Source organism: Streptomyces sp. B21-083 (genome assembly GCF_036898825.1).
Lineage (GTDB): Bacteria > Actinomycetota > Actinomycetes > Streptomycetales > Streptomycetaceae > Streptomyces.
Genome location: NZ_JARUND010000002.1, coordinates 1592475 through 1608164, shown reverse-complemented (window position 1 = coordinate 1608164; position 15690 = coordinate 1592475). Strand labels below are relative to the sequence as shown.

At 71.0% G+C, this 15690-nt stretch carries 14 protein-coding genes; 7 read left to right on the top strand and 7 right to left on the bottom strand.

All coding sequences use genetic code 11. From position 1 onward, the window contains the following. Positions 1 to 104: 104 nt before the first annotated feature. Positions 105 to 764, top strand: a complete 660-nt coding sequence (locus tag QA861_RS31275; protein ID WP_334592017.1) for a TetR/AcrR family transcriptional regulator — start codon at positions 105 to 107, stop codon at positions 762 to 764. A 54-nt stretch (positions 765 to 818) separates the two neighbouring features. Here QA861_RS31275 and QA861_RS31270 read toward each other — a convergent pair whose 3' ends face one another. Next, positions 819 to 2075, bottom strand: coding sequence for a glycoside hydrolase family 18 protein (locus QA861_RS31270; protein WP_334592016.1), 1257 nt, complete (start codon positions 2073 to 2075; stop codon positions 819 to 821). Positions 2076 to 2397: 322 nt separating this feature from the next. On the opposite strand from QA861_RS31270, the gene QA861_RS31265 reads away from it, so the two are divergent. Next, positions 2398 to 3570 (top strand): acyl-CoA dehydrogenase family protein, encoded by a 1173-nt coding sequence (locus tag QA861_RS31265; RefSeq protein WP_334592015.1) that lies wholly within the window; start codon positions 2398 to 2400, stop codon positions 3568 to 3570. Between the two features lie 423 nt (positions 3571 to 3993). On the opposite strand, the gene QA861_RS31255 is transcribed toward QA861_RS31265, so the two are convergent. Beyond that, positions 3994 to 4440 (bottom strand): hypothetical protein, encoded by a 447-nt coding sequence (locus QA861_RS31255; RefSeq protein WP_334592013.1) that lies wholly within the window; start codon positions 4438 to 4440, stop codon positions 3994 to 3996. Positions 4441 to 4708: 268 nt separating this feature from the next. On the opposite strand from QA861_RS31255, the gene QA861_RS31250 reads away from it, so the two are divergent. The 4 genes from QA861_RS31250 (at position 4709) to fxsA (ending at position 8875) form a co-directional block, all read left to right on the top strand. Next, on the top strand, positions 4709 to 5149 hold the full coding sequence (locus QA861_RS31250) for an Lrp/AsnC family transcriptional regulator (RefSeq protein ID WP_334592012.1): 441 nt from the start codon (positions 4709 to 4711) through the stop codon (positions 5147 to 5149). An 86-nt stretch (positions 5150 to 5235) separates the two neighbouring features. After that, on the top strand, positions 5236 to 6852 hold the full coding sequence (locus QA861_RS31245) for an amidohydrolase (protein WP_334592011.1): 1617 nt from the start codon (positions 5236 to 5238) through the stop codon (positions 6850 to 6852). Between the two features lie 537 nt (positions 6853 to 7389). Beyond that, the gene (locus QA861_RS31240; RefSeq protein WP_334592010.1) at positions 7390 to 8184 is read left to right on the top strand and encodes a polyprenol monophosphomannose synthase; all 795 of its coding nucleotides are present in this window, start codon (positions 7390 to 7392) and stop codon (positions 8182 to 8184) included. A gap of 91 nt (positions 8185 to 8275) precedes the next feature. Then, positions 8276 to 8875, top strand: a complete 600-nt coding sequence (gene fxsA / locus QA861_RS31235; RefSeq protein ID WP_334592009.1) for an FxsA family membrane protein — start codon at positions 8276 to 8278, stop codon at positions 8873 to 8875. Between the two features lie 161 nt (positions 8876 to 9036). Here the strand turns inward: fxsA and QA861_RS31230 are convergent, their stop codons facing one another. The 4 genes from QA861_RS31230 to yczE form a co-directional block, all read right to left on the bottom strand. Then, a complete protein-coding gene (locus tag QA861_RS31230) occupies positions 9037 to 9411 on the bottom strand; it encodes an RNA polymerase-binding protein RbpA (RefSeq protein WP_003977404.1) in 375 nt (124 codons plus the stop codon). 267 nt (positions 9412 to 9678) lie between these two features. Next, positions 9679 to 11037, bottom strand: coding sequence for an MFS transporter (locus tag QA861_RS31225; RefSeq protein WP_334592008.1), 1359 nt, complete (start codon positions 11035 to 11037; stop codon positions 9679 to 9681). A 42-nt stretch (positions 11038 to 11079) separates the two neighbouring features. After that, positions 11080 to 11847, bottom strand: a complete 768-nt coding sequence (locus QA861_RS31220; RefSeq protein ID WP_334592007.1) for a glycerophosphodiester phosphodiesterase family protein — start codon at positions 11845 to 11847, stop codon at positions 11080 to 11082. Further along, a complete protein-coding gene (gene yczE, locus QA861_RS31215; RefSeq protein ID WP_334594905.1) occupies positions 11844 to 12497 on the bottom strand; it encodes a membrane protein YczE in 654 nt (217 codons plus the stop codon). The genes QA861_RS31220 and yczE overlap by 4 nt, the downstream gene beginning before the upstream one ends. Before the next feature lie 108 nt (positions 12498 to 12605). Here yczE and QA861_RS31210 point away from each other — a divergent pair, with 108 nt between their 5' ends. Further along, positions 12606 to 14105: an SCO1417 family PLP biosynthesis transcription factor gene (locus tag QA861_RS31210; RefSeq protein WP_334592006.1), complete on the top strand. Its 1500-nt coding sequence runs from the start codon at positions 12606 to 12608 to the stop codon at positions 14103 to 14105. A gap of 13 nt (positions 14106 to 14118) precedes the next feature. Here the strand turns inward: QA861_RS31210 and QA861_RS31205 are convergent, their stop codons facing one another. Continuing rightward, a complete protein-coding gene (locus tag QA861_RS31205; protein ID WP_334592005.1) occupies positions 14119 to 15687 on the bottom strand; it encodes an ATP-binding protein in 1569 nt (522 codons plus the stop codon). Between the last annotated feature and the right edge of the window lie 3 nt (positions 15688 to 15690).

Genomic DNA, 15690 nt, shown 5'->3' with positions numbered 1-15690 from the left:
CGCGAACGAGGTGCTCGCTCCGTCGATCAGAGTCGAACGTGCAGGTGGCTCGGGTCTGCCATACTTCGGATGTCCCGCCCGCAGTTGGAGACCAGGGCCCCAAATTGAACAGTAGTCGTCAGTCCGCCGCCGAGCGTCCGAGGGCCCGCGGCACCGACCGCTCCCAAGCGCGTCGCGCCGAACTCATCGCCATCGGACGGAAGCTGTTCGCCGACAGGTCGTACGACGCGCTGTCGATGGACGACATCGCCCGTCAGGCGCAGGTCGCCAAGGGACTGATCTACTACTACTTCCAGTCCAAGCGCGGCTACTACCTCGCCATCGTCGAGGACTCGGTCGCCGACCTGGTCACCTTCGCGTCCAGCGGCCTCGCCCACGCCCCCGTGGACCGAGTGCACCGCACGATCGACTGCTACCTGCGTTTCGCCGAGCACAACCAGGCCGCCTACCGCACGATCGTCAGCGGCGGTGTCGGCTTCGACGCCGAGGTGCATGCCATCCGGGACGGGGTGCGCGAGGCGATCGTCGCGACCATCGCCGAAGGCGCGTACGGCAGACAGGACATCGCCCCGCTGGCGCGCATGGGTCTGTTCGGCTGGGTGTGCAGCGTGGAGGGCGCCACCCTCGACTGGATCGACCGGCCGGAACTCTCGCGCGACATCATGCGCGAACTCCTCGTGAAGATGCTGGGCGGCGCCATGCGCGCCATCGAGGAACTCGACCCGACGTACGTGACACCGGAGCCGGCCCGCCGGGACAACTGACGGCGGCCGGGGCGAAGGCTCGTGGTCTCCGCCCCAACCGCCTTCCGGGTGCGCCTACTTGATCGCCCTGATCAGCTCACCGTTCGAGGTGTCGCCGCTCAGCTCCCAGAAGAACGTGCCGCCCAGCCCCTGCTGGTTCTTGTACGCCATCTTCGTCCCGATGGTCGCCGGGGTGTCGTAACTCCACCAGTCGCTCCCGCACTTGGCGTACGCCGTCCCGCCGACGGTGCCGGTGGCGGGGCACTTGGCCTTGAGCACCTTGTAGTCCTCGAAGCCCGCCTCGTACGTACCCGCGGCGGGGCCGGTCGCCGTGCCGCCGGGCGCCGACTGCGTGACGCCGGTCCAGCCGCGCCCGTAGAAACCGATACCCAGCAGCAGCTTGGAGGCCGGTACACCGAGGCTCCTGAGCTTCGCGATGGTCGCCGAGGTGTAGTAACCGGCCTGGGGGATTCCCGAGTACGAGTTCAGCGCCGAGTGCGGTGCCGTCGGGCCGGTCGCCGCCCAGGCGCCGAAGTAGTCGTACGTCATCGGGTTGTACCAGTCGACGTACCTGGCCGCGCCCCCGTAGTCGGCCGCGTCGATCTTGCCGCCCGCGGTGGCGTCGGCGGTGATCGCCGCCGTGACCAGGTTGCCGGAGCCGAACTTCGCGCGCAGCGCCGCCATCACGTTCTTGAAGGCCGCCCTGCCGCTGGTGTCACAGGTGTTGCCGCAGGCGTTGGGGTACTCCCAGTCGATGTCGATGCCGTCGAACACGTCGGCCCACCGGGAGTTCTCCACCAGGTCGTAGCAGGACTTGGCGAACGCGGCCGGGTTCTGCGCGGCCTCGCCGAAACCGCTCGACCAGGTCCAACCGCCGAACGACCAGAGGACCTTGAGCTTCGGGTGCTTCTTCTTCAGCTCGCGCAACTGGTTGAAGTTGCCCCGCAGCGGCTGGCTCGCGGTGTCGGCGACCCCGTCCACCGACTCGGCGGCCGTGTACGCGCGGCCGGTCGCCGCGTCGGCGTCGCCCATCGCGCACTTGCCGCCCGTGACGTTGCCGAAGGCGTAGTCGATGTGGGTCAGCCGGGCGGCCGACCCGGAGGTCTCGATGTTCTTGACGTAGTACTTGCGGTCGTAGGTGCCCCAGTCGGTGAAGTAACCGACGACCTTGGAGCCGGCGGCCCTCGGGACGGGCTTCACGGCGGCTTTCGAGGCTGTCGGGGCGGCGGTCGCGGTGCCCGCGCCGGCCAGCAGACCGGCGCCGAGAACGGCACAACAGGCGGCGGACACAAGCGCCTTGAAGCGGACGCGGGGGAGATGCGGTCGGTGCATGGAGCTGTCTCCTCGGAAGGGAGGGGAGCACGGCGGAGGTGGTGCCGGGAACTGCGGGCACAGTAAGTGGACTAGACCAGTACGGTCAATGGTTCGGACCAATCCCGGGTCGAGGTGGGAGTGCCGGGATGTGATCGAATAAACGCTCGTTAACCGGTGACGCCGTGCCGCCGATCGGGCATACTCGCAGCTCCACAGCCGTTCGCCGACCACTTCCGCGACCCGGAAGGGCCAGCATCGGCCGTGACCAGTGAGACCGGCGGACGCCACCCGACTCAGGCGCGCGTGTGCCGTCGCGCCCGACAGGGAGGAGAGCGTCGACATGCCCGACCACGCCCCGCAGCCGGTGGACCGTCAACTGCCCACGGACGAGGCCCGGGACCTGATCTCGCTCGTCCGTGACATCACCGGGCGCGAGATCGTCCCGAAGGCCGCCGAGGAGGAGGAAGCCGGTCGCTTCCCGCGTGAAGTCTTCGCCCTGCTCTCGGAGTCGGGGCTGCTCGGCCTCCCGTACGCCTCCGAACACGGCGGTGGCGACCAGCCCTACGAGGTCTACCTCCAGGTCGTCGAAGAGCTCGCTGCGGCCCGCCTCACCGTCGGGCTCGGAGTCAGCGTGCACACGCTGTCCTGCCACGCCCTCGCGAACTACGGCACCAAGGAACAACAGGCCGAGCACCTGCCCGCGATGCTCGGCGGCGGCCTCCTCGGCGCGTACTGCCTCTCCGAGCCCGCGTCCGGCTCCGATGCCGCCTCCCTGCGCACGAAGGCGGTCCGGGAGGGCGAGGACTGGCTTCTCACCGGTACCAAGGCCTGGATCACACACGGCGGCGTCGCCGACTTCTACACGGTCATGGCGCGCACCGGCGAGGAGGGCCCGCGGGGAATCACCGCGTTCCTGGCCCCCGCAGACGCGGAGGGGCTGAGCGCCGCCGCGCCGGAACGGAAGATGGGCCTCAAGGGCTCGCCCACCGCGCAGATCAACTTCGACGGAGTCCGGCTCGACGGAAGCCGGCGCGTCGGTGAGGAGGGACAGGGCTTCGCGATCGCCCTGGCCGCGCTCGACTCCGGGCGCCTCGGCATCGCGGCCTGCGCGATCGGCCTGGCCCAGGCGGCACTTGACGAGGCGGTGGCCTACGCGACCGGGCGTCGGCAGTTCGGGCGGCCGATCTCCGACTTCCAGGGACTGCGCTTCTTGCTCGCCGACATGGCCACCCAGATCGAGGCGGGCAGGGCGCTGTACCTCGCGGCGGCACGGCTGCGCGACACCGGCCGGCCGTTCGCCAAGCAGGCCGCGATGGCCAAACTCCTGTGCACCGACGCCGCGATGAAGGTCACGACGGACGCCGTCCAGGTGCTCGGCGGCTACGGCTACACCGCGGACTTCCCGGTCGAGCGCTATATGCGCGAGGCCAAGGTCCTGCAGATCGTCGAGGGCACCAACCAGATCCAGCGGATGGTCATCGCCCGTCATGTGGCGGGCCCGGAGACACGCTGAACGGGTCGGTCACGATCCCGAGCCCGACCGGCGGCGCCGCGAGCCGGACCCACTCCGGGTCGTGGCGCCCCGGCAGGGTGCGGCCACCGTCGGCCCAAGTGCGCAGCAGGGCACGGTAGATGGGCGGGTCGGGCGGAGCCGGTGGATCGGGCCGGCCCTGGTTCGGCCGACTCTGGTTCAGTGAGCTCTGCGGAACCGATTCTGCCGGGCCGGAGTCGTAGAGCCGGCGCAAACGTCCCGGCGCCGCGTACCTGGGGGTCGTCATGCCAGGGCAACGCGGTGACGGTCGTTCAGGTCACCGCGCCCCGGATTCGGCTCTGCGTTCGCGACGGCACACGCCCGTACCCGACCCACGCCACGGCGGCCTGCGTGCCATGGTGCGGGGACGGCCAGGAGAGTTCGAGCAGATTCGAGCGGATGCGCTCAGGCGGCGTGGCGCCGCAGCTCGGTGACCCGCATCGGGCGTGAGCCCGGGCCGCCGACGTGCGAGAAGGGCTGGGTCCGCCAGTCGAGCCCCTGAGGGAGCGTCAACAGCAGGGCGGTGTGCTGCTCCTGGGGTTCCGGGGACTCGTCCGCGGACCGGGCGTCGGCCGCCGCACGGCCAGTACCGGCGCAGACCGTGAGCCCGAACGGGTTCCACGGTGACGCGCACAGTGCGTGCTCCGGCAGGATCTCCTCGTCGGCGAGCAGCGCGATGGGCTGCGTGCAGTCCGGGCAGATCACCCGGAACATCTCGAAGGTGTCGTAGTCGTCGAGTTCCTCGCCGTCGAGTGCGTCAGGTGCGTCGGATTCGACGTACTCCGGCTCGGATTCGACGACCAACTGGGGCCTCTTGGGCGCGGTGCGACCAGGGCGCTTAAGACTCTGCATGGGTTACTCCCCCTCGGGCTGGGCCGACCAGGCAACTGCGGCCTCGGCCACAGCAAGCACTTCCCGCCCGGTCTCGGCGGTAATCACGAGACCATCACGGAGCACGTTCGAGGACTGTGGCGTTCGTCACATGCCGTCCGCAGGTGCCCGTGGCGATGCTTTTGTCCCTCATCCGGCTCACAGGGCACCGGTCGTCACATCACGAACAGGGCATGACCAGCACCGCTCAGGTATCGGAGGAGATCAACCGCACTGTAGGTTCTGCGCCATGGAGGAGCTGGACCGACAGATCGTGCAGCTGCTCGTCAAGGACGGGCGGATGAGTTACACCGACCTGGGCAAGGCCACGGGCCTGTCCACGTCTGCCGTGCACCAGCGAGTGCGCCGGCTGGAACAGCGAGGCGTCGTCCGCGGCTATGCCGCGGTCGTCGATCCGGAGGCGGTGGGGCTGCCCCTGACGGCCTTCATCTCGGTGAAACCCTTCGATCCCAGCGCCCCGGACGACATCGCGGAACGACTCCGGGACGTCCCCGAGATCGAGGCGTGCCACAGCGTGGCGGGCGAGGAGAACTACATCCTGAAGGTCCGCGTCGCCACTCCCCACGAGCTGGAGGAGCTGCTGGCGAGGGTGCGCACCCTCGCGGGCGTCTCGACCCGTACGACGGTGGTCCTGTCCACGCCGTACGAGGCCCGCCCGCCGAAGATCTGATCAGCGGACGCGACCGACAGGTCCGGACGCCCGGCAGGCCCGCCCCAGGTGCGGATCCGCCGAGCGCTCACGAGAAACTGTTCCCCATGAGTGAACGCCCGGTACCCCCCGACACCGTCCTCCTGCGAGGCGGCGAAGTCCACAGCCCCGCCGACCCCTTCGCGACCGCGATGCTCGTCGAGCGCGGCCATGTCGCCTGGGTCGGCTCGGAAGGTGCCGCAGACGCCGTCGCGGGCGCCGCGGACGAGGTGATCGACCTCGACGGCGCCCTCGTCACCCCGGCGTTCACCGACGCACATGTGCACACCACCGCCACCGGACTCGCGCTCACCGGCCTCGACCTGTCCGAGGCACCCTCGCTGGACGCGGCCCTCACCCTCGTGCGCGCGTTCGCTGCCGGCCGCCCCGCCGACCGGGTGCTCCTCGGTCACGGCTGGGACGCCGCCCGCTGGCCCGGTGGCCGCCCGCCGACCCGCGCCGAACTGGACGAGGCCACCGGCGGACGCCCGCTGTACCTCAGTCGCATCGACGTCCACTCGGCGGTCGTGACGACGGCACTGCTCGACCTGGTACGGGGCGACACCGGCCGCTCCGACGCCCCGCTGACCGGCGACGCCCACCACACCGTCCGGGCCGCCGCCCTGGGCGCGGTCACCCCGGCACAGCGCACCGAGGCCCAGCGGGCCGCCCTCGCGCGCGCCGCCTCGCTCGGCATCGGCTCCGTACACGAGTGCGCGGGGCCGGAGATCTCCTCGGAGGACGACTTCACCGGGCTGCTGCGTCTCGCCGCCGAGGAGATCGGCCCCCGGGTGGTCGGCTACTGGGCTCAGCAGGGCGAAGAGGGGGTCGAGAGGGCCCGCGCCCTGGGCGCGGTCGGCGCCGCAGGTGATCTGTTCGTCGACGGCGCCCTCGGCTCGCACACCGCCTGTCTGCACGAGCCGTACAGCGACGAGGCGGGCCGTACGGGCACCGCCTACCTGGACACCGCGGCCGTCGCCGCCCATGTCGTCGCCTGCAGCGAAGCCGGCCTCCAGGCGGGCTTCCACGCCATCGGGGACGCCGCCGTGACCTCCGTGGTCGAGGGTGTGCGCGCCGCCGCCGAGAAGGTCGGCCTGGCCCGTGTCCGCGCAGCCCGCCACCGCGTCGAACACGCCGAGATGCTCACCCCCGAGACCATCGCCGCCTTCGCCGAGCTGGGTCTCACCGCGTCCGTGCAGCCTGCCTTCGACGCCCTGTGGGGCGGCGAGGAGGGTATGTACGCCCAACGCCTGGGCGCGGACCGCGCTCGGGCCCTGAATCCCTTCGCGGCCCTCCTGAAGGCCGGCGTCCCGCTCGCGCTGGGCTCGGACAGCCCCGTCACCCCGCTCGGCCCCTGGGGTACGGTCCGCGCCGCCGCCTTCCACCGCACCCCGGAGCACCGCATCTCGGTCCGCGCGGCCTTCACGGCCCATACCCGCGGCGGCTGGCGTGCCGTCGGGCGCGACGACGCCGGCGTCCTGGTGCCGGGCGCGCCCGCGGACTACGCCCTCTGGCGCGCCGACGCCCTCGTGGTCCAAGCCCCCGACGACAGGGTCGCCCGCTGGTCCACCGACCCCCGCTCCGGTACCCCGGGCCTGCCCGATCTCACCCCGGGCACCGACCTCCCGGTCTGTCTGCGCACAGTGGTGGGCGGACGGACCGTGTTCGTACGGCCGGGCGAGTGATCTACCGGGGTGGCGCGGTACGGACGGGGGGCCGACACGCCGTCGCGCGACCCGCGTATCCCCGGCCCTGACCAGGAAGTTGTCGAAATAACCGCAGTTCAAGCAACTGTTGACAGCCGACGGCGGATGGCCGGTAGGTTCTGCCGGGTCCACCACCGGACGCCCGACCGGGGAACCTCCGCGCAGTCGCCGTAGCGCCGCTGGGTCAGGGATGGTGTGCCGCACCGGCGCACCACCACTGGCAGCCAGGCTCAGCGCCCGCGCCACGGCGACGGAACGTTCCACCCGGTCGGCAAGGTGTGACCCGGGTGGGGCCCGGACGTCCAGTAGACAACGGCTTTCGGTCGACCCGCAGCCAGCGGGTCCCAGGTCGGCCCGAAGGGCGCCGGGCCCCGATCCGCAGTGCGCACAGGTGACGAAGCGGACTCGCTTACCCGGCTCTTGCCGAATAGACACCCCCGTAGGCATGTGCTGACACGTCGGCGCAGGCCGCGCCGACTATGGTGGACCTCTGCGTACGGACTCGAAGGGGCAGCAGTGAACGACGGCGACGGGACTCTCGCGGCAGAGGCCCAGGAGCGGCGGTTCGGCCCGCTCGGCACGGCTTTGGTGATCATTCCGACCTACAACGAGGCGGAGAACATCAAGAAGATCGTCGGCCGGGTGCGCGAGGCTGTCCCTGACGCGCACGTCCTCGTGGCGGACGACAACAGCCCCGACGGCACCGGCAAGCTCGCCGACGAACTGGCCGCCGGTGACGACCAGGTCCAGGTGCTGCACCGCAAGGGCAAGGAAGGCCTCGGTGCCGCCTACCTCGCGGGCTTTCACTGGGGCATGGACAACGGCTACGGCGTCCTGATCGAGATGGACGCCGACGGCTCCCACCAGCCTGAGGAGCTGCCCCGCCTGCTGACCGCCCTGAAGGGCGCCGACCTGGTCCTCGGGTCCCGCTGGGTGCCCGGTGGCCGGGTGGTCAACTGGCCCAGGTCCCGCGAGTTCATCTCCCGCGGCGGCAGCCTCTACTCCCGGGTCCTGCTCGACGTGCCCATCCGGGACGTCACCGGCGGCTACCGCGCCTTCCGCCGCGAGACCCTCGAAGGCCTGGGCCTCGACGAGGTCGCCTCGCAGGGCTACTGCTTCCAGGTCGACCTGGCCCGGCGCGCGATCAGAGCCGGTTACCACGTGGTCGAGGTACCCATCACCTTCGTCGAGCGCGAGTTCGGCGACTCCAAGATGAGCCGCGACATCCTGGTCGAGGCCCTGTGGCGGGTCACGACCTGGGGCGTGGGCGAGCGAGTGAACCGGGTCCGGGGCAGGACCTGGAAGCCGTAGCAGTCCTTCGCGGCTGCGCCCGTACGACGTCACAGGCTCTGTTGATCATCCTCTTATCCTGTGCTGAGCCCGGCCCAGGCACACTGGACGTATGACGACTGGCGCACCGACCCCCACATACCCTGCCCAGCCCCGGCGTTCCCGGCTGCGCACATTTCTGCCGTTGGGCATCGCCGCGTGGCTGGTGCTGGAGATCTGGCTGCTGACCGTGGTGGCCGGCGCGGCGAGCGGCTTCACGGTCTTCCTGCTCCTGGTCGCCGGTTTCGTGCTGGGCTCCGTGGTCATCAAGCGGGCGGGCCGCCGGGCCTTCCGCAACCTCACCGAGACGCTGCAACAGCAGCAGGGCGGCCCGCCGTCGGCGAGCACGGCCCGCCCCGGCGGCAGCGAGGGCAACGGCCTGCTGATGCTCGGCGGTCTGCTCCTGATGCTGCCGGGCCTGATCTCGGACGCGGTGGGTGTGCTGTTGCTGATCCCCCCGCTTCAGAAGGCGATCAGCCGCTACGCGGAACGCACCTTCGAGCGCAAACTGAGGCAGGCGACCCCCGGCACCCTGGGCGACGCCTTCCAGCAGGCGAGGATGCACCGCCCGGACGGCAAGGTGGTCCAGGGTGAGGTCATCCACGGCGAGGTCGTCCGGGAGGACGGGGCGGGCGGCACCGCGGGAGACCGGCGCCCACCGCTGACCGGCTGACGGCTTTCCCCACACGCGACGGGCTCGCGCCACCTGGCGCGGGCCCGTCGCGTCGTCAAAGACTTCTGAAAAACGCAAAACCGCAGGCACCGCACGCCAAATTCACGTCCGGCACCCGCGGTGTCACGTGTGCGTTGTATGCCGCCCAGCCCCGAGAGGGACTACGCGGACTTGCGGCTGTCCCGCGGATGTACCGCGATGTTCATCGCTCCGGAGCGCAGTACAGCCAGTCGCTCCTCAAGGACCTCTTCGAGTTCCTCGCGGGTGCGTCGCTCCATCAGCATGTCCCAATGCGTACGCGCGGGCTTGGCCTTCTTCTCCTCAGGGCCGTCACCGTCCACGAGAAGTGCCTGGGCCCCGCAGACCTTGCACTCCCACTCCGGCGGAATTTCGGCCTCCACCGAGAAGGGCATCTCAAACCGATGCCCCTTCTCGCATGCGTACTCCACGGCCTGGCGCGGAGCCAGGTCGATGCCGCGGTCCGTCTCATAGCTGGTCACTACGAGGCGTGTGCCGCGAAGAGCTCGCTCACTCATGAATCGTGCCTCCCGGGCTTGTCGCCCACAGGACAGGTGTCGCTGTCGTCGTCATCCGGTCAACGTCCGGTCGGCGGTAAAGATTCCCGTCCCGTGTCCCGTTTCGGGGTCATGCGCGCCGTCGTAGCCGCCCCTTGTTGTACCCACCAGCGCCCGGTTTGTCACATCTGCAAGCAGATATCACCCAGCGTTTCGTCATCTTTGACGCGCAGTAACGGTACGCCTGGCAGGCCAACGGCGTACACTACCGCTCTTTGGCCGCCGATGCTAAATCCTTTCGGGAACGGGATTGCCCGCGTCGCGGATCGCGCGTCCCACCGGAACCCGGGCCAGCAGCACGAACCCGATGACGAAGAAGGCCACGAGCGAGATGATCGCGTCCCGGTAACTGCCGGTCAGCTGGTAGGTGATCCCGAACAGAAGCGGGCCCAGCCAGCTCATCCCGCGGTCGCTCATCTCGTACGCCGAGAAGTATTCGGCCTCTTTGCCGGGCGGCACCAGATGCGAGAACAGTGACCGGGACAGCGCCTGACTGCCGCCGAGGACCAGGCCGATCCCGGCGGCCAGCACGAAGAACCACGCCGGTGCGCCGGCCGGCAGGAAGTACCCCGCCGCCAGCGTCACCGTCCACGCCACCAGCGATCCGAGAATCGTCCGCTTGGCCCCGTACACACGGGCCAGCCGGCCCATCCCCAACGCTCCCGCCACCGCGAGCACCTGGACCAGCAGCACCGCCCCGATGAGGGTGGACTGGCCCAGCCCGAGCTCCTCGGAGCCGTAGACCGAGGCCTGGGAGATCACGGTCTGGATGCCGTCGTTGTAGACGAGGTAGGCGAGCAGGAAGGCGAGGGTGAGCGGGTGGCGGCGCATGTCGCGGACCGTCGCGGCGAGCTGCCGCAGTCCTGGGGAGGTGGCCTCCTTGTCGGCGGCTTCCGCCGGGGCGGCTTGGCGGTCGCGGAGTCTGCGCAGCGGTACGAGGGTGAAGGCGCCCCACCACAGGCCCGCCGAGGCCAGGCAGACGCGGACGGCCATGCCCTCCGAGAGGCCGAAGGAGTCGTGGGCCGTGTACAGCACCAGGTTGACGACGAGGACCAGCGAGCCCGCCGCGTAACCGAACGCCCAGCCGCGCGAGGAGACCGAGTCGCGTTCCTCGACCGGGGCGATCTGGGGGAGGAAGGAGTTGTAGAGCATCATCGAGACGGACAGAGCCGCGTTGGCGATGATCAGCAGCAGCCCGCCGAGCAGATAGCGGTCGCCGTCGAGGAAGAACATGCCCGTCGTCGCCGTGGCACCCACGTAGGCGGCGGCGCCCAGGAGCGGCTTCTTGCGTCCGGTGCGGTCGGCGGCCGCGCCCACCACGGGCATGACGAGCACGGCCACGATGATCGACAGGGACACCGAGTAGGCGAAGACCGAACCGGCGCGGACCGGTATGCCCAGCGGGTGCACGAACCCGTCCGCGTCGGCCGCCTTCTCCGCGACCGACGTCAGATAGGGGCCCAGGAACACGGTGAGGACGCTCGTCGAGTAGACGGAGCAGGCCCAGTCGTAGAAGTACCAGCCGCGCCGCTCGCGTCGGTCAGCGGCCTCGTCGGACGCCTCGTCCCGCACGGTTTCGATGCCCACCCGTGCCCTCGCTTTCCCCGTGAAGGTGGTGCGCGCGGGGAGTCAGAACCAGGTGCCCCGGTCCTCCAGAACCTTGCGCAACGTGTCGATGTGATCGGTCATGATGCCATCGACTCCCAGGTCCAGGAGCCGGTGCATGCGATCGGCATCGTTGACCGTCCACACGTGGACGTGCAGCCCGCGCGCGTGGGCGGCGCGCACGAAGCTGCGGTCGACCACCGGAACGCCCGACTGGGACTCCGGCACCTGCGCGGCGACCGCCGACCGGCGCACCCCCACCGGCAGACCCCATGAGCGCAGCCGCAGGTTGAGGACACCCCGGGTGCCGTACGACGTTGCCAGGCGCGGACCGGCGAGCCGCTGGGCGCGCACCACACGCGACTCGGAGAAGGAGCCGACGCAGACGCGGTCCCAGGAGCCGGTGCGCTCGATGAGGTCCAGGAGTGGGCGCAGCGCGGGCTCGGCCTTGACGTCGATGTTCCAGCGCGCGTCGGGGAAGGCTTCGAGCAGGTCTTCGAAGAGGGGCACCGGCTCGCTGCCCGCCACGCGCGCGTGGCGTACGTCGGACCACGGGAGGTCAGCGATCCGGCCGCCGCCGTCCGTCACCCGGTCCAGCGTCGAGTCGTGGAAGGCGACGAGCTTTCCGTCCGCCGTGCGGTGCACGTCGGTCTCCAGATAGCGGTAGCCCGCCTCCACCGCCCGCCGGAACTGGAACAGGGTGTTCTCCAGCCCGTCCGCCGCCCCGCCCCGGTGGGCGAAGGGGATCGGGCCGGGATGGTCCAGGTATGGATGACGTATCCGCGTGGTCACGGTCGCAGTATCGCCTCCTCCGGTTGACCGGCGGCAACGACCGGGCTGCCGGCCGATGCCGCCGGAACGGCGAACACGCGCAGGAACAGCTGGGCCAGCGGTCCGATCGCCACCGCGTACAGCACCGTGCCGATCCCCACCGTGCCGCCCAGGGCGAAACCCGTCGCGACGACCGCCACCTCGATCGCCGTACGGACGAGCCGGATCGAGCGGCCGGTGATCCGGTGCAGGCCGGTCATCAGGCCGTCGCGCGGGCCCGGGCCGAAGCTCGCCGCGATGTACAGGCCGGTGGCCACACCGTTCAGGACGATGCCCGCCAGCAGGAGGGGGATGCGGGCGGCGAGGGCGTGCGCGTCGGGGACCAGGGCGAGCGTGCCGTCCATGGCGAGGCCGACGACGAATACGTTCGAGACCGTGCCGAGGCCCGGACGCTGACGCAGCGGGATCCACAGGAGCAGCACGGCGGCGCCCACGAAGATCGACACGACGCCGATGGTCAGTCCGGTCAGTTCGGCCAGCCCCTGGTGCAGCACGCCCCAGGGCTCCAGGCCGAGGCCCGACTCGACGAGCAGGGCCGAGCTGGCGCCGTACAGCGCGAGACCGGTGTAGAGCTGGACCAACCGTCTGCCGAGACGATCCGGCGCTGACAACGAACTCACGAGCTGCCCCCTGTGGTGGTAGTGGCCTGGCACATGACACCCTGTGGCTTGCTGATGGATCGCATCCATGGCCAATTCGGGGAAGGTGGACTGATCTGCATGGTGCAGTGGACTTCCGCGGTGGGTACCGCGCAGCTCGCCCGGCTGCTCACCTCCCAGCAGGACCGCCCCGCGGGCCCCGGCACCCGTCGCCCGCCCGCCTACCGTTCACTCGCTGACGGCATCCGTCTGCTGGTGCTGGAGGGCCGGGTGCCGGTCGCAGCCCGTCTCCCCGCCGAACGCGAACTGGCTCTCTCCCTCTCCGTCAGCCGCACCACGGTCGCCGCCGCCTACGAGGCACTGCGCGCCGAGGGCTTCCTGGAGTCCCGGCGAGGCGCGGGCAGCTGGACCGCCGTACCTGCCGGTAACCCACTTCCCGCGCGCGGGCTCGAACCCCTGCCCCCCGAGGCCCTCGGCTCGGTGATCGACCTCGGTACGGCGGCCCTGCCCGCGCCCGAGCCCTGGCTCACCCGGGCCGTGCAGGGCGCCCTGGAGGAACTGCCCCCGTACGCGCACACGCACGGCGACTACCCGGCCGGACTGCCCGCGCTGCGCGCGATGATCGCCGAGCGGTACACCGCGCGCGGGATCCCCACCATGCCCGAACAGATCATGGTGACGACCGGCGCGATGGGTGCCATCGACGCGATCTGCCATCTGTTCTCCGGCCGGGGTGAGCGCATCGCCGTCGAGTCGCCCTCGTACGCCAACATCCTGCAGCTGATGCGGGAGGCGGGTGCCCGGCTGGTGCCGGTCGCGATGGCCGAGGGGCTGGCCGGCTGGGACCTGGACCGCTGGCGTCAGGTGCTGCGCGAGGCCGCGCCCCGGATCGCGTACGTCGTCGCCGACTTCCACAATCCCACCGGCGCGCTCGCCGACGAGGACCAGCGACGACAACTCGTCGACGCGGCCCGGTCGGCGGGGACGGTGCTCGTCGCCGACGAGACGATGACCGAGCTGTGGCTGGACCCGGACGTCGAGATGCCACGGCCGGTCTGCGGGTTCGATCCCGCCGGGTCCACGGTCATCACGGTCGGTTCCGCCAGCAAGGCATTCTGGGCGGGGATGCGCATCGGCTGGGTGCGGGCGGCTCCGGACGTGATCCGCAGCCTCGTGGCCGCGCGGGCCTACGCGGACCTGGGCACGCCCGTACTCGAACAGCTGGCCATCAACTGGTTGCTGAGCACGGGTGGCTGGGAGCAGGCGGTCGAGATGCGGCGCGAACAGGCCCGGGACAACCGGGACGCGCTGGTCGCGGCGGTACGACGGGAGCTGCCGGACTGGGAGTTCACGGTGCCCAGGGGCGGGCTCACGCTGTGGGTCCGTACGGGTGGCCTGTCGGGGTCCCGGCTCGCCGAGGCGGGGGAGCGGGTGGGGGTGCGAGTTCCTTCGGGGCCCCGGTTCGGGGTCGACGGTGCCTTCGAGGGGTATGTGCGGTTGCCGTTCACCGTGGGAGGAGCGGTGGCCGACGAGGCGGCCGCCCGGCTGGCCGCCGCGGCGCGGATCGTGGTGAGTGGCGGGTCGGCGGGCGCCGAGTCCCCCCGCACCTTCGTGGCGTGAGTGGCCCAGGCCCTCAGGCCACCGGCTCCTGTTCCTGCTCTTGCTCTTGCTCTTGCTTGACGAGGAGTGCCGGAGTCGTTCTCGGGGGGAGCAGTTCCAGGACCGCCTGGCGCTGTGCGTCGCTCGTCGCGTCGTCGTGGGGGTCCGGGGTGGCCGGGACCTGAAGGCGGTGGACCGGGCCCGTGCCCAGCCGGGCGTAGCCGCGGCCCGGGGCCATGACCGGGACCGGTGTCGTATGCGGGCGCGCGCCCAGGACCGCTTCCAGCTGGGTGGAGGACGCGGTGCCGAGGACGACCCGCGCGCGGGTGTGCTGCCGTACGGCGTCGCTCAGGGTGTCCGCGCTGTCGAACTGTTCCGCCACCACGACGGTGACGTTCGCCGCCCGGCCGTGTCTCAGGGGGACCTGGAGCAGGGACTGGGGGTCGGGGCGGCCGTCGGCGGCGGCCAGATGGGCGAGGGCTCCGGGACGGTCGAGGAGGAGCCACAGCGGGCGTCGGGTGTCGTCGGGGAGCGGCTCACCGGCCTGGCGGGCGCGGTTGGCCGTGATCAGCCGGCGTTCCGTTTCGTGAGAGGCCCATTCGAGGCTCGCCACGGCCGAGGTCGGGGCGCACTCGACGGCCAGCACGCCGTCCCGGCCGGTCAGGCACGCGTACTCGCCGGTGCCGCTGCCGTCGACGATCAGGACGTCGCCGTACTGGAGGGCCTGCAGGGCGATCGAACGCAGGAGTGTGGTGGTGCCGCTGCCCGGTTCGCCCATCACCAGGAGGTGCGGTTCGGTGGAACGGGGACCCGTGCGCCAGACGACCGGGGGGACGTCACGCTGCTCCTCGCCGTGGCTGAGGGGGAGCGTGCGGTGTACCTGGGTGGGGTCCGTGAAGCCGAGCACCGTCTCGCCCGGGGACGTGACGAAGCGCTGCGCGGCGATGTCGGTGGGCAGCGGCGGCAGGACGGTGACCGTGAGTTCGTTGCCCTCCTCGTCCCACGCGAAGTGGTACTCGCGGCCCCGGCCCGACTTGGCGTGCAGCAACTGCTCGATCCGCGCGCGGGAGTCCGCCTCGCCGTCGGTGAAGTACGCCGGGTAGCGGACCACCAGGTGAGAGACGCGGCCGGTGCCGTCGAACTCGTACGCGGGGAAGGTCTGCTCCCAGTCGCCGCCGTGGACGTACAGGGGAGTGGGGTCGTCGGGGGTCGAGAAGTAGGGGACCAGCGCGTCGTACAGGGACTGGAGGCGCTGGGTCTGGGACTCGTCGGGGCCCTCGGGCTCCGCCGGGCCGCGGTCACGGCCGTGCCAGGCCGCAGCCGCCATCACCGACGTGACGGCGAGCAGCGGGCCGTAGGGCACGAGGGCCACGACCAGGACCACTGCGGCCACCAGGAACAGCAGTGGCCCACGCTTGTCCTTGGGCGTGTCCGCCCACCTGCGCCGCCCGGCCGTGGCCAGTCGGCGAAGACCCCGGCTGATCGTGATCAGCGGGTGAAGGACGTCCGTGGCACTGTCGGCCGCGGTCCGGGCCAGCTCCCGGCTCCGGGCGATCTGTGCGCTGCCGTTGCTCAGGATGCGGGGGAGGGGGCGCCGGGCCACTGC

Excerpts from the sequence above, each read along its gene's own strand:
- QA861_RS31245 (WP_334592011.1), top strand. The coding sequence starts at position 5,236 with ATGAGTGAACGCCCGGTACCCCCCGACACCGTCCTCCTGCGAGGCGGC.
- QA861_RS31265 (WP_334592015.1), top strand. The coding sequence starts at position 2,398 with ATGCCCGACCACGCCCCGCAGCCGGTGGACCGTCAACTGCCCACGGAC.
- QA861_RS31255 (WP_334592013.1), bottom strand. The coding sequence starts at position 4,440 with ATGCAGAGTCTTAAGCGCCCTGGTCGCACCGCGCCCAAGAGGCCCCAG.
- QA861_RS31250 (WP_334592012.1), top strand. The coding sequence starts at position 4,709 with ATGGAGGAGCTGGACCGACAGATCGTGCAGCTGCTCGTCAAGGACGGG.
- QA861_RS31270 (WP_334592016.1), bottom strand. The coding sequence starts at position 2,075 with ATGCACCGACCGCATCTCCCCCGCGTCCGCTTCAAGGCGCTTGTGTCC.
- fxsA (WP_334592009.1), top strand. The coding sequence starts at position 8,276 with ATGACGACTGGCGCACCGACCCCCACATACCCTGCCCAGCCCCGGCGT.
- QA861_RS31210 (WP_334592006.1), top strand. The coding sequence starts at position 12,606 with ATGGTGCAGTGGACTTCCGCGGTGGGTACCGCGCAGCTCGCCCGGCTG.
- QA861_RS31230 (WP_003977404.1), bottom strand. The coding sequence starts at position 9,411 with ATGAGTGAGCGAGCTCTTCGCGGCACACGCCTCGTAGTGACCAGCTAT.